This window comes from Roseovarius sp. JB2-10, from assembly GCF_055693585.1.
Genome location: NZ_CM146337.1, coordinates 2,963,009 through 2,983,172, shown reverse-complemented (window position 1 = coordinate 2,983,172; position 20,164 = coordinate 2,963,009). Strand labels below are relative to the sequence as shown.

Here is a 20,164-nt window from a genome sequence, read left to right as displayed (position 1 = left end):
GGGCGCTGCAATTTCATCGGACATCAGGGCACATTTTGAAATGAGCAAGCCAGATCACATCACGCTGAGCGGCGCGCCCGAAGGGTATGATGCCCGCCGTTTGCTGGAGGAGGTGGCCAAGGAGTGCCGTCCGATCGTGCATGTCGCGCGCGACGACAAACGCCTTGCGGCCATGGCCGAAGCGATACGGTTTTTCGCGCCCGATATGCCGGTGGTGCAGTTTCCGGGCTGGGATTGTCTGCCCTATGACCGGGTGTCGCCCAATGCCGATACCTCGGCGGCACGTATGGCGACGCTGGCGGGGCTTGTGCACGGAATGCCCTCGCAGTTCGTGCTCCTGACCACGCTCAACGCCGCCACGCAACGTGTTCCGGCACGCGCGGTTCTGAAAGAGGCCGCGTTCACCGCCCGTGTGGATCATCAACTGGATGAAACGGCGCTCAGAGCGTTTTTGGTACGGATGGGGTTTTCCCAGGCGCCCACGGTGATGGAACCCGGTGATTTTGCGGTGCGTGGCGGGATTATCGACATCTATCCGCCGGGCGATACCGGCCCGGTGCGGCTTGATCTTTTTGGCGATGTACTGGACGGCATCCGCCGGTTTGACCCGGCGACGCAACGCACCACCGAAAAGCTGGATTTGATCGAATTGGCGCCGGTGTCTGAGGTCATTCTGGACGATGCTGCAATCACGCGGTTTCGCCAGAACTACCGGATCGAATTTGGTGCGGCAGGCACTGATGATCCGCTCTATGAGGCCGTCAGTGCCGGGCGCAAGCATCAGGGGATCGAGCATTGGCTGCCGTTCTTTCATGAAACGCTTGAAACGCTCTTTGACTATCTGCCGAATGCCACGATCACATTGGATGATCAGGTCACGCCCGCCCGCGTCGCGCGGTGGGCCAGTGTTGAGGATCAGTATGAGGCCCGCACCCATGCGCTGAGCCAGAAAACCCGCGGCGATACGGTCTATAAGCCGGTGCCGCCGGGGTTGATGTACCTGGACGACCGGGCATGGGAGGACGCGGTCCAGGGACGGCGCGTGGTGCAATTATCGCCACTGGCACAGGCCACAGGGCCGGGCGTATTGGATGCGGGTGCCCGGATCGGGCGCAACTTTGCACCGGAACGGCAAATGGAGTCCGTGGGCCTTTTCGGCGCGCTCAAAACCCATATTGAGGCGCGTATGGCCATTGGGCCGGTTCTGGTGGCCAGCTATTCCGAAGGCGCGCGAGAACGGCTTGAAGGGCTGTTGGAAGATGAAGGCATGTTGGGCGCTGTTACCGTGCCAAATGCCACGCGGATTGGCAAACACGGGCTGCATCTGGCGGTCTGGGCGTTGGAGCATGGGTTCGAATCCGCTGATCTGACGGTCATCACGGAACAGGATATTCTGGGGGATCGGCTGATCCGCGCGCCGAAAAAGCGCCGCCGGGCTGAAAACTTCCTGACGGAGGCCAATGCGCTTTCGCCCGGTGATCTTGTGGTGCATGTCGATCACGGGATCGGGCGGTACCACGGGCTTGAGGTGATCACAGCCGCCGGCGCCGCGCATGAATGCCTGGCGCTGGAATACGCTGAAAGTGCGCGGCTGTTCCTGCCGGTTGAAAACATCGAACTGCTGAGCAAATACGGCCACGAAGAGGGGTTGCTTGATCGTCTGGGGGGCGGCGCGTGGCAGTCGAAGAAGGCCAAGCTCAAAGAGCGCATCCGGGAGATGGCCAACAGGCTGATCCGTATTGCCGCGGAACGGGCCCTGCGTACCGCGCCGGTGTTGGAGCCTGAGCATCATGCGTGGGAAGAATTTTCAGCGCGCTTTCCCTATCAGGAGACCGATGATCAGCTGCGCGCTATTGAAGACGTGATGGACGATCTGACCGCTGGTACGCCAATGGACCGTCTGATTTGCGGCGATGTGGGTTTTGGCAAAACCGAAGTCGCAATGCGTGCGGCCTTTGTCGCGGCCATGTCGGGCATGCAGGTGGCGGTGATTGCACCGACAACCCTTTTGGCGCGGCAGCATTTCCAGAGTTTCGCGGAACGCTTTCGCGGCTTCCCGGTCAGCGTGCGACCACTGTCGCGCTTTGTCTCGGCGGGTGAGGCCGCCAAGACCCGCGATGCCCTGTCACGCGGGCAGGTGGATATCGTGGTGGGCACCCATGCGCTCTTGGCCAAGGGCATCCGGTTTCAGAACCTCGGCCTTTTGGTGATCGACGAGGAACAGCGTTTTGGCGTGGGCCACAAGGAACGGCTCAAACAGTTGCGCAGTGACGTGCATGTGCTGACCCTCACGGCCACGCCGATCCCGCGCACGTTGCAATTGTCCCTCAGCGGCGTGCGGGACCTGAGCATCATCGGCACGCCGCCCGTCGATCGCCTGTCGATCCGGACCTATGTGAGTGATTTCGATACGGTCACCATCCGCGAGGCGCTCCTGCGTGAACATTACCGCGGCGGCCAGAGCTTTTTCGTCGTGCCGCGGATTTCCGACCTGCCGGAGATTGAGGATTTCCTGAAAACCCAGGTGCCCGAAGTCAGCTATGTCATCGCCCATGGCCAGATGGCGGCGGGCGAGCTGGATCAACGCATGAACGCCTTCTATGACGGCAAATATGATGTGCTGCTGGCCACAACGATTGTCGAAAGCGGTCTGGATATCCCAACGGCCAACACAATGGTCATCCACCGCGCGGATATGTTTGGCCTCAGCCAGCTCTACCAGATCCGGGGCCGCGTGGGCCGCTCGAAAACCCGTGCTTATGCGTATTTGACCACCAAACCCCGGATGCGTTTGACACCCGCGGCGGAAAAACGTCTGCGTGTGTTGGGCTCACTCGATACGCTAGGCGCGGGCTTCACGCTGGCCTCGCAGGATCTGGACATTCGCGGCGCGGGCAACCTTCTGGGCGAAGAGCAATCGGGCCAGATGCGTGACGTGGGGTATGAGCTTTATCAATCCATGCTGGAAGAGGCGATTGCCAAGATCAAGGCCGGTGAGATGGAAGGGCTGAGCGATGCGGATGATCAATGGGCACCGCAAATCAACCTTGGTGTACCGGTTCTGATACCCGAGGCCTATGTGCCTGATCTGGACGTGCGGTTGGGACTTTATCGCCGTCTCAGCAGTCTTCAGCGCAAGGTCGAGTTGGAAGGCTTTGCCGCCGAGTTGATCGACCGCTTTGGCAAATTGCCACGCGAGGTCAACATGCTGATGCTGATCGTGCGGATCAAGGCGATGTGCAAGAAGGCCGGCATTGCCAAGCTGGATGGCGGGCCCAAGGGCGCCACGATCCAGTTTCACAACGACAAGTTTGCCTCACCCCAGGGGCTTGTGGAATTCATCCAGGACCAGCGCGGTTTGGCCAAGGTGCGCGACAACAAGATCGTCGTGCGGCGCGATTGGAAGAAAGAGGGTGACAAGATCAAAGGTGCCTTTGCGATTGCGCGCGACCTTGCGGAAAAGGTGATTGCCGAAAAGAAACGTGCGAAATCGTGACGATGGTTTTTGGGATCAAGCCACAAAAAAAACACGCAAGTGTTGGCCACCTGCGCGTTTCTTGGGATACCTTGAAAAAGGGTCGTCTTACCGGTCGTAGCAACCAGCAGGGTGGCCACAGACGGGCAGTTTGATTGTGCCGTCAACCGAGCCATTGTTGGCCGCTGTTGCCAGAGCCGGGCCGGACAGAGCAACGAGTGTCGCGAATAGTGTCAAAGTACGCATTTTAAGTCTCCATTTGTTTCGGGCGGCGCCGGGGTGTTGCGCCTTGCGAAATGGAGATAGGGCGGTTGCATTGAATTGGTACAGCACCTCGCGTCAAGGTGATGTTATGTTTCAGTTTCTGGATTTGCACCGGTGTTGGCCTAACTCTGCGGGTCGCGGGCGCTTGACCCACGGGCAGACCAATCAGCTGCCGCCTGATGCTTCAGCGTCTTTTTTGGCCTTATGGGCTTTGACGCGTTCCATCAGAAGTACTTTGGCTTTCATATTGGCGCGCCGCACCCGGATCGAGGTCAAAAACGCCTCTTCTGCCGTTTGCGATGTGGCGCCCAGAACCTTCACCAGATCGGTGATGATGTCCTCATCGCCGGTTGCATCGATGTATTTGATTGTGTCGCTGGCCAGATCATCGGCCATATCTTCGGTTATGCCCATGGGTCACCGTGTGTTTTCTGTCAGGCGGCGTTTTACATATGTGGTCACGTTGTCGATCATCGTGTCCATGTAGGGTTCTTCAAAGAAATGGCCGGAGCCATCGATTTCGGTATGTGTAATGGTGATGCCTTGCTGCTCGTGCAACTTGTTGACCAATGCCACCGTGTCCGCAGGCGGTGCCACGCGGTCGTTCGAGCCATTGATGATCAGGCCCGAAGACGGGCAGGGGGCCAGAAACGAGAAGTCATACATGTTGGCCGGGGGTGATACGCTGATGAACCCAGTGATTTCGGGACGGCGCATCAAAAGCTGCATGCCGATCCAGGCCCCAAAGCTGAAACCCGCAACCCAGCAATGCTTGGAATTGTTGTTCATCGATTGCAGGTAATCGAGCGCTGACGCGGCATCGCTCAGCTCACCCACGCCCTGATCATATTCGCCCTGGCTTCGGCCAACACCGCGAAAATTGAACCGCAGCACCGTGAAGCCCATGTTGTAGAAGGCGTAGTGCAGATTATAGACCACCTTGTTGTTCATCGTTCCGCCAAATTGCGGATGCGGATGCAGCACGATGGCAATCGGCGCGTCCTTCTCTTTTTGCGGGTGGTAGCGTCCTTCGAGACGGCCTTCGGGGCCGGGAAAAATTACCTCGGGCATTTAGCCTGTGTCTCCCATAAGAGGGGGCGGGATATTCTTGACGAAATCTCTCTGCCACCTTAGAACTATTCTAAATTCCGGGTCAGACCGGAGGGGCTGGGCCGGAAGCGCTGCAAGCGGGATAAGGCTTGCGCGTCGGCAGGTCAATCAATTCGCAGGGGGAAAGGCCATGAAACTGAGCACGAAGGGCCGTTATGCCATGGTTGCGCTGACTGATATCGCCCTGCAGCCATCCGATTGTCTTGTCACCTTGGGGGAAATCTCCAAACGTCAGGATATTTCGCTGCCCTATCTGGAACAGCTTTTTGTGAAACTGCGCCGTGCTGATCTGGTCACGTCGGTTCGGGGGCCGGGCGGTGGGTATCGGTTGGCACGCTCGCCGTCGGACATTCGCGTGTCGGATGTTCTGGCCGCCGTGGATGAAACCGTGGATGCGCTGCACAAAGGGGCAGGGGCCTCGGGTGCGGCATCAGGCTCCAAGGCGCAATCGGTCACCAACCGGCTGTGGGAAGGGTTGAGCGCGCATGTCTATGTCTTCCTGCACCAGACCCGGTTGAGCGATATTGTGGGCAATGAACTGACCCCCTGTCCGGCTGTCCCAAACCTGTTTTCAGTTGTGGACGAAGAATGAGCCGGGTCTACTTTGATTTTAACGCCACGGCCCCGCTGCGCGGTGAGGCGCGCGACGCGATGCTCAGCGCTATGGACGTCGTGGGAAATCCCTCCAGCGTGCATGGTGAAGGTCGATCCGCCAAAGCGGTGGTCGAACGGGCCCGGGCGCAGGTGGCCGGGGCCGTCGGCTGCCAACCGCAGGAGGTTGTTTTTACCTCCGGCGCTACGGAGGCCGCGCGGGTGTTGCAGGCATGGGCCACGCGGGGCGGTGTTGCGGTTGAACCCACGGCACATGATGCGCTTTGGGCACAGAAAACCGACGGGACGGCAGGTGGCGTGTTTGCCATGGGGCTTGCCAACTCTGAAACCGGGGTGATCAGCGAGGTTCCTCAAAAGGCAGACGGTCGTACCAGCGTGGGCGACGTAGCCGCGGACCACTTGTTGCTTGATGCAACACAGGCCGTGGGCCGCATTCCGTTTTCCTTTGCATGGTCGGGGGCAGACATGGCGATCTGCTCGGCACACAAACTTGGCGGTCCCAAAGGCGTCGGGGCGTTGATCATTCGGCAGGGGCTGGACATTCCGGCATTGGCTGTTGGCGGCGGGCAGGAAATGGGCCGCCGTTCCGGCACCGAAAACGTGATTGGAATTGCCGGTTTCGGGGCGGCGGCCGAGGCGGCGATGCGCGATCTTGCTGACGGAAAATGGCAGCAGATCGAAAAACTTAGAAACATTCTAGAATCCTCTATTGAGGAATCTGCTAAAGAGACTATTTTTGTCGGGAAAGACGGGCAACGCCTGCCCAACACCTCCTGCATCGCGACACCGGGATGGAAAGGTGAAACGCAGGTCATGCAAATGGACCTTGCCGGTTTTGCCATCTCTGCGGGCAGCGCGTGTTCAAGCGGCAAGGTTCGCGAAAGCCGCGTGTTGCGTGCAATGGGATTTGACGAAGAGGTCGCGAAATCTGCGATCCGGGTGAGCCTTGGGCCCGACACGACCGAGGATGAGATATACCGCTTCGCCGACACATGGCTGAAGCATTTGGATAAGCACCGCGCCCGTGCGGCGTGAAGTATGAGGGGAAAAGCCATGGCGGCTCTGGACGACACACAGGTCAAGGACGGCGTTGATCAGGAAACGGTCGATGCGGTGCGCGAAGTGGGCGGCGCCTACAAATATGGCTGGGAAACCGATATCGAGATGGAATACGCCCCCAAGGGGCTGACGCCGGATATCGTGAGGCTGATCTCGGAAAAGAATGAAGAGCCTGCTTGGATGACCGAGTGGCGGCTGGAGGCTTACGCGCGTTGGCTGACCAAGGAAGAGCCCGACTGGGCGATGGTGGATTATCCTGAAATCGACTTTCAGGACCAATATTATTATGCGCGGCCTAAATCGATGGAGGTCAAGCCGAAATCTCTGGATGAGGTCGACCCTAAGCTTTTGGCCACATACGAAAAGCTTGGCATTCCGCTGAAAGAGCAGATGATCCTGGCGGGTGTTGAGGGTGCGGAAAATGCCCCGGCGGAGGGCCGCAAGGTGGCTGTCGATGCGGTGTTTGATTCCGTCTCTGTCGGCACGACCTTCCAGAAGGAGTTGAAAGAGGCGGGCGTGATCTTCTGCTCGATCTCCGAGGCCATCAAAGACCACCCCGAACTGGTCAAAAAATACCTTGGCTCAGTGGTGCCGGTCAGTGACAATTTCTATGCCACGCTGAACTCGGCGGTCTTCTCAGACGGCTCGTTTGTCTACGTCCCGCCGGGCGTGCGCTGTCCGATGGAGCTGAGCACCTATTTCCGGATCAACGCCGAAAACACCGGGCAATTTGAACGCACGCTGATCATCGCCGATAAGGGCAGCTATGTGAGCTATCTTGAAGGCTGCACAGCACCTCAGCGCGACACGTCACAGCTCCACGCAGCGGTGGTGGAGATCATCATCGAAGAAGACGCCGAGGTGAAATACTCGACCGTCCAGAACTGGTATCCCGGTGATGAAAACGGCAAGGGTGGCATCTATAATTTCGTGACCAAACGCGCCGATTGCCGGGGTGATCGGGCCAAGGTGATGTGGACGCAGGTGGAAACCGGATCTGCCGTGACCTGGAAATACCCAAGCTGCATCCTGCGTGGGAACGAGAGCCAGGGCGAGTTCTATTCCATCGCCATTGCCAACAACTACCAGCAGGCCGATACGGGCACCAAGATGATCCATCTGGGCAAAGACACGCGCTCGCGGATCGTGTCCAAAGGGATCAGCGCGGGCCATGCGCAAAACACTTATCGTGGGCTGGTGTCGATGCATCCCAAGGCCAAAAATTCGCGCAACTACACGCAATGCGACAGCCTTTTAATCGGCGGGAAATGCGGGGCGCACACGGTGCCCTACATCGAGGTCAAAAATAACTCCTCGCGGGTTGAGCATGAGGCCACGACATCCAAGGTCGACGATGACCAGATGTTCTATTGCCGCCAACGGGGCATGGACGAGGAAGAGGCCGTGGCGCTGGTGGTCAACGGCTTCTGCAAGGATGTGTTGCAAGCACTGCCGATGGAGTTTGCGATGGAGGCGCAACAGCTTGTCGCGATTTCGCTGGAAGGATCGGTTGGTTAAGTCAATGGAATTGTCTGACGAACCTTTACCAACGCCGATGCGAAAGCAGCGCCACGCCGCTGTTAGCAGAGAGGCATTGGCGCGGGAAAACTCCGCTTACCACTTGAGGGGTTTGCGCGGGTGGGCCTTCTTCATCTCGGTACCTCTTGGCGCTTTTATCGGTATGTTGCTGGGGCTCTTGTTTATGGTGAATGTACCTTTGGCATTCCCAGTTCTGGGCGCAGTGGCAGCACCCGGTTTGCTCTGGTGGTTTAACCGTCGCGGAGCTCGAAGATTAGTGCAACTGGAGTCTGATTTGCGTAGGCAACGTGCAGCAGAACAGGACGCGTTTCGAAACACACAAATCGAAGAGGCCAAGGCCCGCGGCGATTTCGACAGATGGAAGAAAGAAGCATGAGGAATATCGTCATGATTTTTTTGAGCATGTCGCTCGCACTTGCAACGTTTGCTGGTCCTTATTGGGACCGAAATTTTAGTCATAAAGTGGCGTTGGGTGGTCAGGTTGCTCTGCCGGGTGACTATACCGGTATTCCTGCGATGCTGCCGGAGTTAAGCGGGATGAGCTTCATATCCGGCCACTTGTGTTTTGCCCGCCGAGATGGATTTGGTGCGGATTGCGGGCCGTTGGGACCTGACGTTTGGAACTGAAGAACGAAGGCTTGAAGATCACACTTGTCGTCGACTCAAAAAAGACGGAAACGGCAGAGACGAATACGATGAAATCTACGCTTAGTGGCGTTTAAAACTGACATATGGGAACGAATACATGTTGGAAATCAAAGATCTGCACGTCGATCTTGAAGAGGAAACCAAGACAATCCTGAAGGGTGTGAACCTCAGTGTTGAAGCAGGTAAGGTGCATGCAATCATGGGGCCGAATGGCTCGGGCAAATCGACTCTGTCTTACGTGTTGTCGGGCCGCGACGGCTATGAGGTCACCAAGGGGGCTGCGGTACTGGAAGGCGAAGACCTGTTGGAGATGGAGCCCGAAGAGCGTGCCGCCGCGGGTCTTTTCCTGGCGTTCCAATACCCGGTCGAAATCCCCGGCGTTGGCAACATGACATTCCTGCGCACAGCAGTGAATGCACAGCGCAAGGCGCGCGGCGAAGAGGAGATGAGCGCCGCTGATTTCCTCAAAATGGTCCGTGCCAAGGCCAAGGACCTGAAGATTGATGCCGATATGCTGAAGCGTCCGGTCAATGTGGGCTTCTCCGGCGGCGAGAAAAAACGTAACGAAATCCTGCAGATGGCCGTTCTGGAACCCAAAATGTGCATCCTGGATGAAACGGATTCGGGCCTTGATGTGGATGCGATGAAGCTGGTGGCCGAAGGGGTGAACGCCCTGCGTAATGAAGGGCGTGGGTTCCTCGTGATCACCCATTACCAGCGCCTGCTGGACCATATCAAACCGGACGTTGTGCACATCATGGCCAATGGACGGATTGTGAAAACCGGCGGTCCGGAACTGGCGCTTGAGGTCGAAAACAACGGCTATGCAGACATCCTGTCGGAGGTGGCGTAATGGCCTTGCCCGAGACAAAAATGGACGTGACTGAGGCGCGTTTGGCAGCTATGCCACGGCCCGACGGTGCGGCGTGGGCCAATACGGCGCGCGACGCGGCGATGGCGCGGGTGCGGTCCATGGGCTTGCCGACGCGGCGCGATGAGTATTGGAAATTCACTCGGCCAGATACGCTTGTTCAGGCCGATGCTCCGGAAGCGGCACTTTATCATGAAGATGACGCGCCGATGTTCGATACAGTCGACCGGCTGAAAATTGTCTTTGTGGATGGTGTATTCGATGCAGATGCCAGCGATGATCTGTCTTTGGAAGGGGTCACGATTGAACGCCTCGCCGATGCCACACAGGCCGATATTCACTGGGCAAAAGATGTTTATGGCGTGCTGGAGGCCAACGGTCAGTCGCCGGTCGAACGCCCGCTGGCAGCGCTGAACACGGCGCAGGCCACCGATGGCATCATGATGCATGTCACGGGACAGGTCAGTAAACCTGTGAACCTGATTTATATCCATAAATCAACGACTTCAGACGCGACATTGCACCACGTTATCAAGCTGGAGCAGGGTGCGGACATCACCGTGATGGAAAACGGGCCGGCAGCGGCACGCTTCAACAAAGTGATGGAAGTCGAGATTGCGGATGATGCTGGGTTCCACCATGTGCGCACGCAAGGTCGTGACCAAGAGCGCCGGGCCGCAACGCATATGTTCGCGCGCCTTGGGACGAAAAGCACTTTTAAGTCGTTCACCATGACGGCCAATGGCGTTTTGACGCGCAATGAATGCGTGCTCGAATTGACCGGGGATGATGCCGTGGCGCATGTGGCTGGCGCGGCCATGGGTGACGGTGATTTTCACCATGACGATACTGTTTTCATCACCCATGATGCTGAGCGCTGCGAAAGCCGTCAGGTGTTCAAAAAGGTGCTGCGTAATGGGGCCACGGGCGTTTTTCAGGGCAAAATTCTTGTGAAGGAAGGCGCGCAGAAAACCGATGGGTATCAGATCAGCCAATCGCTTTTGCTCGATGAGGATAGTCAGTTCCTTGCCAAGCCCGAGCTTGAGATTTACGCCGATGATGTCGTGTGCTCGCACGGCTCAACGAGTGGTGCGATTGACGAAGACGGGCTCTTTTATCTGCGGGCGCGCGGGGTGCCCAAACCGATTGCGACCGATCTGCTGACGCTGGCGTTTCTGGCCGAAGCAGTCGAGGAAGTGGAAGACGAGGACTTGCGTGCAGAAATCGTGGGCCAGCTGGAAGGCTGGCTGGAACGCAGACGGGGCTGATGCCTGTCGCCTCTGATATCGTGGCCACGTATCGCGGGCCGCGCCGGGTCATGCGCCGTCTGTTGGAGATGGGACCGCGTGAAGACAGGGCATTGGCCATTCTGATGGCAGGATGCGTGATTGTCTTTGTTGGACAGTGGCCACGTTTGGCCCGTGAAGCGCATCTGACCGGGCAAGAGCTGAACCCGATGTTGGGCGGCACGTTGATGGCGTGGGTCTTTATCGCGCCGCTTCTTCTTTACACTCTTGCGATGGTCAGCCACTGGATCGCGCGCGCAATCGGCGGGCAGGGCACGGGCTTTGGCGCGCGCATGGCGCTGTTTTGGTCCTTCCTTGCCGCAAGCCCATTGGTTCTGTTGCACGGCCTGACCGCAGGGTTTATTGGCCCCGGTCTGGAATTGCAGGCCATCGGCGTTCTATGGGTTGTGATCTTTGGCTGGTTCTGGATCATGAACTGGCGCGAAGCAGAATGGGGCGTGGCATGAGCAATCTGGCATTCAAGGAGCTTTTGCTCACGACATTGACCCGACCGCGTGAGGGCGCCCGTGCGTTCATCGCACTTAACTTGTCGACGCAAATCCTGTGGATGGCATTGGCACTGATCTCGATCACCACGTCGGCGATCGTCTCGGCGATGGTGCAGTTCATACCCGTCCCCGATGATGCCTCGGGCGAGCTGATACGGTCCATGCTGTTTTACACCTCACCGATTGCGTTTGCGCTGGTTAATCTCGGCAATGCGGTCTTGACCATCTTTGTCTTGTTCTGGGCCGGTCGGTCCTTTGGCGGGACAGGGGAGGTGCGGGATGTCTTGTCGGTGATCGTGCTGCTGCAATCCGCCGTCATCGCGTTGATGTTAGGTTTCACTTTTATCGCTATATTGCTGCCGATGATCTCGGCCGTGGCACTTGTGATGGTTGTTCTCTGGGGCGTGTGGGCGATGGTTTCGGTGATTGATGTTGCCCATGATTTGCAAAGCCTTGGTAAAGCAATTGCTGTGTTTCTATTGACCTTTTTCGTTGTTCCATTTGGCCTGTCGGTCGTTTTCGGGGCGGTGATGTCCCCCTTTGTCGGAGTGTCCTGAGATATGTTGGACGTCGAAAAAATCCGGGCGGATTTCCCTATTCTGAGCCGCGAAGTGAATGGCAAACCACTGGTCTATCTGGACAGCGGCGCATCGGCGCAAAAGCCGCAGGTGGTGATTGATGCCGTGACGCACGCCTACACCCATGAATACGCCAATGTGCACCGGGGCCTGCACACCCTGTCGAATATCGCGACCGAGAAATACGAATCTGTGCGCGGCACTGTTGCGCGGTTTCTGGGCACGGATGACGAAGACCAGATCGTTCTGAATTCCGGCACCACGGAGGGCATCAATATGGTTGCCTATGGATGGGCCATGCCGCGGATGGAAGCGGGGGATGAAATTATCCTGAGCGTGATGGAGCATCATGCCAATATCGTTCCCTGGCATTTTCTGCGGGAGCGTCAGGGTGTGGAACTGAAATGGGTGGATGTGGATCTCGACCGGTGCGCTTGACCCGGAAAAGGTTATCGATGCCATCACGCCCAAAACCAAGCTGATCGCGATCACGCATCTGTCCAATGTGTTGGGCACCAAGGTCGACGTGAAGGCCATTTGCGAGGCGGCCCGCGCCCATGGTGTGCCGGTTTTGGTGGATGGCTCGCAAGGTGCGGTGCATATGCCGGTGAATGTCGAAGATCTGGGATGTGATTTCTACGCTGTTACCGGGCACAAATTGTACGGGCCCTCCGGATCCGGTGCGATTTACGTGCGCAAGGAACGGCTGGCGGAGATGCGTCCGTTCATGGGTGGCGGGGATATGATCCGCGAAGTTCGCAAGGACGCGATAAGCTACAATTCTGCGCCGATGAAGTTTGAAGCCGGTACACCAGGTATTGTGCAGACCATCGGGTTTGGCGTCGCGCTGGACTATATGATGGATATCGGGATGCAGGAGATTGCCGCGTATGAGGACGCACTGGCGGCGTATGCCTCACAGCGTCTGACGGGTCTGAACTGGCTGAACCTGCAAGGCACAACAGCCGACAAGGCCGCGATCTTTTCCTTTACGCTGGACGGTGCCGCCCACGCCCATGATATCTCCACGATTTTGGACAAAAAGGGTGTGGCTGTGCGGGCAGGGCACCATTGCGCGGGGCCGTTGATGGACCATATGGGCGTGACCGCAACATGTCGTGCATCGTTCGGTATGTACAACACCGAAGCAGAGGTGGATGTGCTAATCGAGGCTCTGGAACTGGCGCACGAGCTTTTTGCCTAAATATTGGCCGGAATTCGCGCTTTCGGCCCCACAAGTTAAAGTACATTAAATCAATAGCTTACATATTCCGCGAAAACCGACATTGCAGCGTTTTACACCATGCGTTGCAATCCCGGCACAGCTTTGCCGGTTTGCACAACTAGGATCTCGACAATTGGTCAAAGGTGTTGTTAGAGTGCAGGTGTTGCCAATCAACGGAGAAAAATATGAAACTCTTCAACATCATGACAGTGATTGCCCTTGGTGCATTTTTGACTGCCTGCGCGCAGCAAGAAGAGCCAGCACCAATGGTTGAGCCAGAGCCGGTTTACGACAAGTACGGCAACCCGGTCTAAGCGAAGACCTAGTTCCTACAGAATCACAATTAAGCCTGGGTATGCGTTTCGTGTACCCGGGCTTTTTGTTGTGAGGGTGGGGTAAGATTTTCTTGGAAACCTGGTGCATGTGCGGCCGCAAAATGCGGGCGTATTTTCCATTTGAGGCGCGGCAGGCTTTGCCCTATACCGCGCGGTAAGGCACCTGTAGCTCAGCTGGATAGAGCGCTGCCCTCCGAAGGCAGAGGCCAGAGGTTCGAATCCTCTCAGGTGCGCCAAATTCCTTTCAATTCAGGTTTTTGTGACGTCTGCCGGGGCAGGGCTGCATTGAGTTGGCGTGGATGGTGCCCGGGATGTGTAACGCCCCAGCCATTTTAACGAAATTTCAGACAAATGATGCGACCGTGCTGCGTTGATGAAACAATGCAGGGGTTTGGATGGAAAACCGGGCCACTTTCATACGGGTAATTCTGGTCATTTTCGGGCTTGCCGCGCCGGCGGTCACGCTTCATGTGCTGACCATCTATTACGGCGCCCCGCATGTGCAACCGCTGGCGTTGACCAGTAAAACCGCGGCTATAATTGATAATTCAAACGGCGGTGAAGCATTTGCAAGTATTGACGTAACCGTTGCGTGGGGGCGGGATTGGCAGGGTGCCTTGACGCCCGAAAGACTGCGCCAGCAATTGACCGATACGCTGAAACATCAGACGGATCATTTCGAGTTTGAGTTTAATGAACAACCGGGCAATGCTGTCGACGTGACGTTTGTCGTGGGTCCAAACGTCTACGGCCCGTTCACGCCAAGTGGGATGCTTAATGGCATCCAATCGGCGTTGATCGCCCTGCGGATGACCAACCGTTCCAGCGTCACGCAATAAGCGTTCAGGTTTTCATTTCACAGCTGACCAAAGGGCAACGTATGATCCCTACCTTGGCAATGGATCTTCGTCTTCGCTTTGATCGCCAAGCCAGTTTCGGAAGGTTGCAAGGGCGGGGTCGTCGGATTTCTCCTGCGGCCAGACCAAATAATACGCACCCGAGGCTTCGGTTGCGCCGCCCCAGACCGGCACGAGCTTTCCGGTGGCGAGGTCCTGTTCAACGAGATAATCCGGCAGCAACGCCACACCCAACCCGTGTAGCGCCGCTTGGGTGATGGTCGAGAATTGATCATGCATTGTGCCACTGAGAGCTGGCGTTTCCACACCATTGTGTATGAACCAATCGCGCCAGGCATCGGGGCGCGTTTCAATGTGCAGAAGCGGCAGTGCCAGAACATCGCGTGGGGATGTCAGCGCCTGAGGGCGCAGAGCAGGGGCACACACGGCAATCACGCGTTCGGTTTTCAGCCGCAGGTGGCCGGTACCCGCCCAATCCGGATTGCCAAAATGCAGCGCCGCATCAAAGGGTTCCGTCCCGAAGTTAAATGGTTTCAGGCGCGTTGACAGATTGATTGTGACCTCTGGGAACTGACGCGCAAAGTCTGCCAACCGCGGGACCAGCCAGCGCATGCCGAACGTTGGTAGAATTGCCAGATCAATCGCGCCGCCCGTGGGATTGACGGTCAGTTTGATCGAAGCCTGAGTGATCTGTTGCAAGGCGGCACGAATGGTCGTGGCGTAATCTCGGGCAGCAGGGGTCAAAACCATGCCGCGGCCCTGGCGCAGGATCAGGCGCAGGCCCAGTTGATCCTCCAGCGTTTGCAATTGACGGCTGACCGCACTTTGGCTGAGGGCCAACTCATCCGCGGCGGCGGTTGCGCTGCCCAATCTGTCCAACGCCTCGATGGCGCGCAGTGACGCGATGGAAGGAAGAAATCGCCTTGAAACAGCCATGCTTGCATAAAACTCATGAGTGATTGCGGAAATCGCGCTGTTCTTGTGGCGCATATAGCGGTATTTTCGCAAGAGAATTTCCGTTTCATTGCAAAAACCTCATGTGAAGGATTGTAGAATGACACTTGATGCCCCCCGCCTCAAAGCCAAAGATGCCCCTGACCTTGCAGGATTTGATTGGCAGGACCCGTTTCGCCTGAACGATCAGCTGGAAGAAGACGAGCGCATGATCGCGGAAAGCGCGCGGTCTTATGCGCAGGAAAAACTGCAACCGCGGGTCACCAAGGCTTATGCCAATGAGCAAACCGATCCGGAGATTTTCCGCGAAATGGGAGAGATGGGACTGTTGGGGACAACGATCCCTGAGGAATACGGTGGTTTGGGCGCAAGTTATGTCAGCTACGGCCTCGTCGCGCGCGAAGTGGAGCGGGTTGATAGCGGTTACCGGTCGATGATGTCTGTGCAATCGAGCCTGGTGATGTACCCGATCTATGCCTATGGCACCGAAGAACAGCGCCAGAAATACCTGCCAAAACTGGCCAGCGGTGAAATGATTGGCTGTTTCGGACTGACCGAACCGGACGCCGGTAGCGACCCGGCGGGGATGAAGACCCGCGCCGAAAAGATCGATGGCGGCTATCGTTTGACCGGCTCAAAAATGTGGATTTCCAATAGTCCGATCGCGGATGTGTTTGTGGTTTGGGCCAAATCTGATGCCCATGACGGCAAAATCCGGGGATTTGTAATGGACAAGGGCATGAAGGGCCTGAGTGCACCGAAAATTGCGGGCAAACAATCGTTGCGGGCCTCTGTCACGGGCGAAATCGTCATGGACGGCGTTGAGGTGTCCGAAGATGCGCTTCTCCCCAACGTTCAGGGCCTCAAGGGGCCGTTTGGCTGCCTGAACCGTGCGCGGTATGGCATCGGTTGGGGCGTTATGGGGTCCGCTGAGTTTTGCTGGCATGCGTCGCGGCAATACGGGCTGGACCGGCACCAGTTCAAACGCCCATTGGCGCAGACACAGCTTTTTCAGCTCAAGCTCGCGAATATGCAGACGGAAATTACACTGGGTTTACAGGCGGCGTTGCGGGTGGGGCGTTTGATGGATCAGGCCAATGCAGCACCTGAAATGATCTCCCTGATCAAGCGCAACAATTGCGGCAAAGCGCTGGAAATTGCCCGGCATGCGCGCGACATGCATGGTGGCAACGGCATTTCTGAAGAATTCCACGTGGTTCGCCACATGATGAACCTTGAAACGGTGAATACCTATGAAGGGACGCATGATGTGCACGCATTGATTTTGGGACGTGCCCAGACGGGATTGCAGGCGTTTTTCTGACGCCTGCGGTTTATTTCACACAAGGCGCCGGTGCGCTGCTTAAGCGAAGCGCGCGAGGGAATACGCGCTGATATCTCTGTTGGGGCGCGCGCCGGATAAAATCTCCGCCAGGATTTCACCGGATTTAGGGGCCATCATCAGCCCGTAATGCGAGTGCCCGAAATTGAGGTAAAGCCCTTCCATCTCGGGCACGCTGCCCAGGACGGGCAGGCTGTCCGGGAAGGACGGGCGGCGCCCCATCCAGAACCGCGCGTTTGTTGTTTGCAAATCTGGAAACGCGGCAACGGCGACACGGGTCAATTGATCGTGTCGGCGCGTGTTGGGCGGGGCGTCGACGGGCGCGAATTCTGCCTGACCGGCGACGCGCACACCGCCCAGCATCGAACTTGCGACCACCTTGGCATCAATATCCATCACAGAATTATTGAGCGTGATGCCGGGCTCGGGGCATTCAATATGATACCCGCGTTCCGCCATGAGGGGCAGTTTGACGCCCAAGGGTTTCAATACCCCGGCGCTCCACACGCCCATCGAGATGATGATACGCAGCGCGTGGTAATTTTGATGTTGGCCAATGATCCGCCACCGATCGCCGTCGCGTTGCAGGGCTTTGACGTCATCGTTCAGAAAGACGACGCCCATACCTCTGGCCTTGTCCGCCAGAACCTGACCGACCTTTCCGGGTGACAATACACGCGACTGGCCCTTGATCAGGATGGCCGCCTGGAAATCAGCACTCAAAGCGGGTTCAACCTGCGCCAACCGATCGCGACCGATCAGTTCCATATCGGCGCCTTTTTCGGCGCGAATGCGGTAGTCGAGGTCGCGTAGGGTTGCGCGGCTGCCATCCCGGAACGCGTGCACATACATGCTGTCTTGCAGGAGGTTCTCGTGGTCCGTGCCCTGCAAGTGGCGCCGGTAGAGCTCAATGGAGTTTCCGGTCAGGAACTCCATCGCGTCAGCGTTTGCGCGGGTATTGGCTTCGGTGCCCTGCGCCAAAAACCGCAGCCCCCATGGCAACATTTTCAACGCGCTGCGTGGATTAATGGACAGGGGCCTGCCACGGCCAAACATGAGCTTGGGAATTTTTCGCCAGGTGCCGGGCAGGGATTGCGGGATACAGGACCAGGGCGAGATAACCCCGGCATTCCCGAATGAAGTTTCCTGACCGGGTGCGCCCCTATCAAGGACGCGCACCTTTATGCCACGCTCCGCCAGAGAAAGGGCGGTGCAGATGCCCACGATGCCAGCACCCAGAAGCGTCACCGGGTATTGGTCAGGGGGCGGGGCTGTCTCGGGCCGGTCAGGCGGGGGCACGGTGGCTCCGTCGCGCGATGATCTGCGTGATTATGGCCGGGGATGCGATGACAAGCGCTGCAAGATCGGCCGAAAGTGACGGTGCAATGAACACGATGCCTGCTATGGCCATCAGGATGCGGAACACGGCACCCATTGGGGCCAACCAATAGCCGACCACGGCGGCGGATAGCGCAATCACACCGGCGATACAGCTGGCGGCCGTGTAGCTGAATTCCCAGAGGTCAAATCCGGTTGAGGAGACAAACAGCAACACCGGTGCGTAGACAAATGCCATGGGTGCCACGACCTTGCCCAGACCCAGAGTGAATGCGGATATCCCGGTGCGGAACGGATTGGAATTGGCAATGGCAGCGGCGGCATAGGCCGAGGTGCAGACCGGCGGCGTAATCTCGGCGACAACACCGTAGTAGAGCACGAACATATGGCTGGCGATTGGCGGGATGCCAAGTTGTGCCAGAGCGGGTTGCGCAACCGAGACCAGCATGATGTAGAGGGCCGTTGTGGGCACGCCAGCGCCCATCAGGATGCAGGCCAGCGCGATGAAAACGAGGCTGATGAACAGGGTCAGGTCTTCGACCGAAAACAGCTCATAGGCGCCAAACTGGAACATCCATGCCAGATCTGAGCCGAGGTTGGACGCCGCTTGCGTGACCATGAAGCCGATGCGAAATCCAACGCCGGTGGTATTGATCACGCCGATCACGATGCCCACGGCCGCCGAAGCAGCACCGACCGCAAGCGCGTATTTGACGCCGGTTTCGAACGTATCGGCCATTTCGGGGATCAAGACGCGCCGTTGTGGGTTCAGGGTGGCGATGGCCGCGCCGGCGATCAGGATGATCGACATGCTCAGGTCAAACCCGTCACCAGAATACTTCCACAGGACAAATGCAATGAAGGCCGCGGCGTAGATGAGTGTGACGGGTTCGCGCAGGCGGCTCATCCCGGCGATCAGGGCCAATGAAATCCCGCAAAAGGCGGACATGTAGGGCGTGTAGCCCGAGAAAAGCACGACGAGCAGGCCGACCAGCGGCACGATATTGGCCCAGCCATCCCGCCAGACGGCGCTGAGCCGGGGCAGGGCGTCCTTGGCCAGGCCCTTCAGTCCGAGCTTGCGCGCCATTAGGTGAACCACCGTAAAGACGCCCACATAATGCAGCAGCGCCGGGAAAATCGCGGCGATCACGATTGTGGTGTAGGGAAGCTCCAGGAATTCGGCCATGATGAAGGCCGCAGCCCCCATGATTGGTGGCGTGATTTGCCCCCCGGCGGACGCGGCCGCCTCGACCCCGCCAGCGAAATGACCGGGATATCCCAGGCGTTTCATATTAGGGATCGTCAGAGCGCCGGTGGATACGGTGTTGGCCACGGATGAGCCGGATATCGTGCCGAAGAAGGCGGATGACACAACCGAAACCTTTGCCGGGCCGCCGGTGTAGCGCCCGGCGAGGATCGTGGCATTGTCGATGAAGAGCTGCCCCAAGCCGGTGCGTTGCGCGATGACGCCGAACAGGACGAAGTGAAACACGATCGTCGAGACGACCCAGAGTGTGACACCAAATATGCCCTCCTGCGGGAAATACATCGACGATACGAAGGTGTTGAATTTGACACCTGGGTGCTGGAGCAGGCCCGGAAAATACGGGCCGAGCAGGGCGTAGGAGATGAAAATACTGATGATCAGCGGCAAGACCCAGCCCAGTGTTCGCCGGGCAATGTCGAGGACCAGCACGATCAGAATACATCCGAAAATGAGGTCATACCCGTTGGGATTGCCCATGCGGAAGGTTTGTTCCTCAATGCCGAGCCATTCAATGCCGCGCCATGCAAGACCCAGATAGAGTGCAGATGCCACGCCAAGGATCATCAGCAAGATATCGAGATATGGCACTCCGCCCAGACGCAATGCGCCGGTGTTGAGGTCAAAAGAGGTCTTGGTTTTGGCCAGCGGATAAAACGCATAGGTCAGGATGAAGAGGCCCGACAGGTGCCAGCCCATGTGCCAGTAATCCGGGGGCAGGGCGAAACCCGCGGTCAGGTAGTGATAGACCGCAAAAGTGAGCGCAACATATCGGAGAATTTTGCCGAAGCCGGGCGTCACGGACCGTGTGGCGGCGCCTTCGTCGTATTTCTCTTCAATCGCGGCAAGCTCTTCGTCCGTAAGCTCGCGCACGTCTTCTGTCTGCGGATCGCTCATG

General features: G+C 57.8%; 19 protein-coding genes, 1 tRNA gene and 1 pseudogene. 15 read left to right on the top strand and 6 right to left on the bottom strand.

Going from position 1 to position 20,164, the window contains the following annotated elements; translation table 11 throughout:
- Positions 1 to 40: 40 nt before the first annotated feature.
- The gene (gene mfd / locus ACZ1HJ_RS14950) at positions 41 to 3,496 is read left to right on the top strand and encodes a transcription-repair coupling factor (RefSeq protein WP_472719451.1); all 3,456 of its coding nucleotides are present in this window, start codon (positions 41 to 43) and stop codon (positions 3,494 to 3,496) included.
- An 87-nt stretch (positions 3,497 to 3,583) separates the two neighbouring features.
- Here the strand turns inward: mfd and ACZ1HJ_RS14945 are convergent, their stop codons facing one another.
- The 3 genes from ACZ1HJ_RS14945 to ACZ1HJ_RS14935 form a co-directional block, all read right to left on the bottom strand.
- On the bottom strand, positions 3,584 to 3,721 hold the full coding sequence (locus tag ACZ1HJ_RS14945; protein WP_472719450.1) for a hypothetical protein: 138 nt from the start codon (positions 3,719 to 3,721) through the stop codon (positions 3,584 to 3,586).
- Between the two features lie 183 nt (positions 3,722 to 3,904).
- A complete protein-coding gene (locus ACZ1HJ_RS14940; RefSeq protein ID WP_472719449.1) occupies positions 3,905 to 4,153 on the bottom strand; it encodes a hypothetical protein in 249 nt (82 codons plus the stop codon).
- A gap of 3 nt (positions 4,154 to 4,156) precedes the next feature.
- Complete coding sequence (locus ACZ1HJ_RS14935) at positions 4,157 to 4,810, bottom strand: alpha/beta hydrolase (protein ID WP_472719448.1); 654 nt, start codon at positions 4,808 to 4,810, stop codon at positions 4,157 to 4,159.
- Between the two features lie 169 nt (positions 4,811 to 4,979).
- On the opposite strand from ACZ1HJ_RS14935, the gene iscR reads away from it, so the two are divergent.
- The 13 genes and pseudogenes from iscR to ACZ1HJ_RS14870 all read left to right on the top strand — a co-directional run bounded on the left by iscR (position 4,980) and on the right by ACZ1HJ_RS14870 (position 14,350).
- The gene (iscR, locus tag ACZ1HJ_RS14930; RefSeq protein WP_472719447.1) at positions 4,980 to 5,441 is read left to right on the top strand and encodes a Fe-S cluster assembly transcriptional regulator IscR; all 462 of its coding nucleotides are present in this window, start codon (positions 4,980 to 4,982) and stop codon (positions 5,439 to 5,441) included.
- Positions 5,438 to 6,496, top strand: coding sequence for a cysteine desulfurase family protein (locus ACZ1HJ_RS14925; protein WP_472719446.1), 1,059 nt, complete (start codon positions 5,438 to 5,440; stop codon positions 6,494 to 6,496). The genes iscR and ACZ1HJ_RS14925 overlap by 4 nt, the downstream gene beginning before the upstream one ends.
- An 18-nt stretch (positions 6,497 to 6,514) precedes the next feature.
- On the top strand, positions 6,515 to 8,038 hold the full coding sequence (gene sufB / locus ACZ1HJ_RS14920; RefSeq protein ID WP_472719445.1) for a Fe-S cluster assembly protein SufB: 1,524 nt from the start codon (positions 6,515 to 6,517) through the stop codon (positions 8,036 to 8,038).
- A gap of 4 nt (positions 8,039 to 8,042) precedes the next feature.
- Positions 8,043 to 8,435 carry a hypothetical protein gene (locus tag ACZ1HJ_RS14915; RefSeq protein ID WP_472719444.1) on the top strand — a complete coding sequence of 131 codons (393 nt, stop codon included), beginning with the start codon at positions 8,043 to 8,045 and terminating at the stop codon, positions 8,433 to 8,435.
- Entirely contained in the window at positions 8,432 to 8,686 is a 255-nt protein-coding gene (locus tag ACZ1HJ_RS14910; RefSeq protein ID WP_472719443.1) for a hypothetical protein, read from the top strand. The genes ACZ1HJ_RS14915 and ACZ1HJ_RS14910 overlap by 4 nt, the downstream gene beginning before the upstream one ends.
- Before the next feature lie 118 nt (positions 8,687 to 8,804).
- Entirely contained in the window at positions 8,805 to 9,560 is a 756-nt protein-coding gene (gene sufC, locus ACZ1HJ_RS14905) for a Fe-S cluster assembly ATPase SufC (RefSeq protein WP_472719442.1), read from the top strand.
- Positions 9,560 to 10,846: a Fe-S cluster assembly protein SufD gene (sufD, locus tag ACZ1HJ_RS14900; protein WP_472719441.1), complete on the top strand. Its 1,287-nt coding sequence runs from the start codon at positions 9,560 to 9,562 to the stop codon at positions 10,844 to 10,846. The genes sufC and sufD overlap by 1 nt, the downstream gene beginning before the upstream one ends.
- Positions 10,846 to 11,331 carry a YIP1 family protein gene (locus ACZ1HJ_RS14895; protein ID WP_472719440.1) on the top strand — a complete coding sequence of 162 codons (486 nt, stop codon included), beginning with the start codon at positions 10,846 to 10,848 and terminating at the stop codon, positions 11,329 to 11,331. The genes sufD and ACZ1HJ_RS14895 overlap by 1 nt, the downstream gene beginning before the upstream one ends.
- Positions 11,328 to 11,930: a Yip1 family protein gene (locus tag ACZ1HJ_RS14890; RefSeq protein WP_472719439.1), complete on the top strand. Its 603-nt coding sequence runs from the start codon at positions 11,328 to 11,330 to the stop codon at positions 11,928 to 11,930. Before ACZ1HJ_RS14895 ends, ACZ1HJ_RS14890 begins: the two co-directional genes overlap by 4 nt.
- A 3-nt stretch (positions 11,931 to 11,933) precedes the next feature.
- Positions 11,934 to 13,155, top strand: a pseudogene (locus ACZ1HJ_RS14885) (cysteine desulfurase).
- A 206-nt stretch (positions 13,156 to 13,361) separates the two neighbouring features.
- A complete protein-coding gene (locus tag ACZ1HJ_RS14880) occupies positions 13,362 to 13,490 on the top strand; it encodes a hypothetical protein (RefSeq protein ID WP_306114408.1) in 129 nt (42 codons plus the stop codon).
- A gap of 180 nt (positions 13,491 to 13,670) precedes the next feature.
- A tRNA-Arg gene (locus tag ACZ1HJ_RS14875) sits at positions 13,671 to 13,747 on the top strand.
- A 159-nt stretch (positions 13,748 to 13,906) separates the two neighbouring features.
- Positions 13,907 to 14,350, top strand: coding sequence for a hypothetical protein (locus tag ACZ1HJ_RS14870; protein WP_472719438.1), 444 nt, complete (start codon positions 13,907 to 13,909; stop codon positions 14,348 to 14,350).
- A gap of 48 nt (positions 14,351 to 14,398) precedes the next feature.
- Here ACZ1HJ_RS14870 and ACZ1HJ_RS14865 read toward each other — a convergent pair whose 3' ends face one another.
- The gene (locus ACZ1HJ_RS14865; protein WP_472719437.1) at positions 14,399 to 15,304 is read right to left on the bottom strand and encodes a LysR family transcriptional regulator; all 906 of its coding nucleotides are present in this window, start codon (positions 15,302 to 15,304) and stop codon (positions 14,399 to 14,401) included.
- Positions 15,305 to 15,422: 118 nt separating this feature from the next.
- On the opposite strand from ACZ1HJ_RS14865, the gene ACZ1HJ_RS14860 reads away from it, so the two are divergent.
- A complete protein-coding gene (locus ACZ1HJ_RS14860) occupies positions 15,423 to 16,646 on the top strand; it encodes an acyl-CoA dehydrogenase (protein WP_472719436.1) in 1,224 nt (407 codons plus the stop codon).
- 39 nt (positions 16,647 to 16,685) lie between these two features.
- On the opposite strand, the gene ACZ1HJ_RS14855 is transcribed toward ACZ1HJ_RS14860, so the two are convergent.
- A complete protein-coding gene (locus ACZ1HJ_RS14855) occupies positions 16,686 to 17,963 on the bottom strand; it encodes an NAD(P)/FAD-dependent oxidoreductase (RefSeq protein WP_472719435.1) in 1,278 nt (425 codons plus the stop codon).
- The gene (locus ACZ1HJ_RS14850; protein ID WP_472719434.1) at positions 17,950 to 20,163 is read right to left on the bottom strand and encodes a TRAP transporter permease; all 2,214 of its coding nucleotides are present in this window, start codon (positions 20,161 to 20,163) and stop codon (positions 17,950 to 17,952) included. Before ACZ1HJ_RS14850 ends, ACZ1HJ_RS14855 begins: the two co-directional genes overlap by 14 nt.
- Between the last annotated feature and the right edge of the window lies 1 nt (position 20,164).

Excerpts from the sequence above, each read along its gene's own strand:
- ACZ1HJ_RS14890 (WP_472719439.1), top strand. The coding sequence starts at position 11,328 with ATGAGCAATCTGGCATTCAAGGAGCTTTTGCTCACGACATTGACCCGA.
- mfd (WP_472719451.1), top strand. The coding sequence starts at position 41 with ATGAGCAAGCCAGATCACATCACGCTGAGCGGCGCGCCCGAAGGGTAT.
- ACZ1HJ_RS14895 (WP_472719440.1), top strand. The coding sequence starts at position 10,846 with ATGCCTGTCGCCTCTGATATCGTGGCCACGTATCGCGGGCCGCGCCGG.
- ACZ1HJ_RS14910 (WP_472719443.1), top strand. The coding sequence starts at position 8,432 with ATGAGGAATATCGTCATGATTTTTTTGAGCATGTCGCTCGCACTTGCA.
- ACZ1HJ_RS14925 (WP_472719446.1), top strand. The coding sequence starts at position 5,438 with ATGAGCCGGGTCTACTTTGATTTTAACGCCACGGCCCCGCTGCGCGGT.
- sufC (WP_472719442.1), top strand. The coding sequence starts at position 8,805 with ATGTTGGAAATCAAAGATCTGCACGTCGATCTTGAAGAGGAAACCAAG.
- sufD (WP_472719441.1), top strand. The coding sequence starts at position 9,560 with ATGGCCTTGCCCGAGACAAAAATGGACGTGACTGAGGCGCGTTTGGCA.
- sufB (WP_472719445.1), top strand. The coding sequence starts at position 6,515 with ATGGCGGCTCTGGACGACACACAGGTCAAGGACGGCGTTGATCAGGAA.
- ACZ1HJ_RS14945 (WP_472719450.1), bottom strand. The coding sequence starts at position 3,721 with ATGCGTACTTTGACACTATTCGCGACACTCGTTGCTCTGTCCGGCCCG.
- ACZ1HJ_RS14860 (WP_472719436.1), top strand. The coding sequence starts at position 15,423 with ATGACACTTGATGCCCCCCGCCTCAAAGCCAAAGATGCCCCTGACCTT.
- ACZ1HJ_RS14880 (WP_306114408.1), top strand. The coding sequence starts at position 13,362 with ATGAAACTCTTCAACATCATGACAGTGATTGCCCTTGGTGCATTTTTG.
- ACZ1HJ_RS14935 (WP_472719448.1), bottom strand. The coding sequence starts at position 4,810 with ATGCCCGAGGTAATTTTTCCCGGCCCCGAAGGCCGTCTCGAAGGACGC.
- ACZ1HJ_RS14940 (WP_472719449.1), bottom strand. The coding sequence starts at position 4,153 with ATGGGCATAACCGAAGATATGGCCGATGATCTGGCCAGCGACACAATC.
- ACZ1HJ_RS14850 (WP_472719434.1), bottom strand. The coding sequence starts at position 20,163 with ATGAGCGATCCGCAGACAGAAGACGTGCGCGAGCTTACGGACGAAGAG.
- iscR (WP_472719447.1), top strand. The coding sequence starts at position 4,980 with ATGAAACTGAGCACGAAGGGCCGTTATGCCATGGTTGCGCTGACTGAT.
- ACZ1HJ_RS14915 (WP_472719444.1), top strand. The coding sequence starts at position 8,043 with ATGGAATTGTCTGACGAACCTTTACCAACGCCGATGCGAAAGCAGCGC.
- ACZ1HJ_RS14870 (WP_472719438.1), top strand. The coding sequence starts at position 13,907 with ATGGAAAACCGGGCCACTTTCATACGGGTAATTCTGGTCATTTTCGGG.
- ACZ1HJ_RS14865 (WP_472719437.1), bottom strand. The coding sequence starts at position 15,304 with ATGGCTGTTTCAAGGCGATTTCTTCCTTCCATCGCGTCACTGCGCGCC.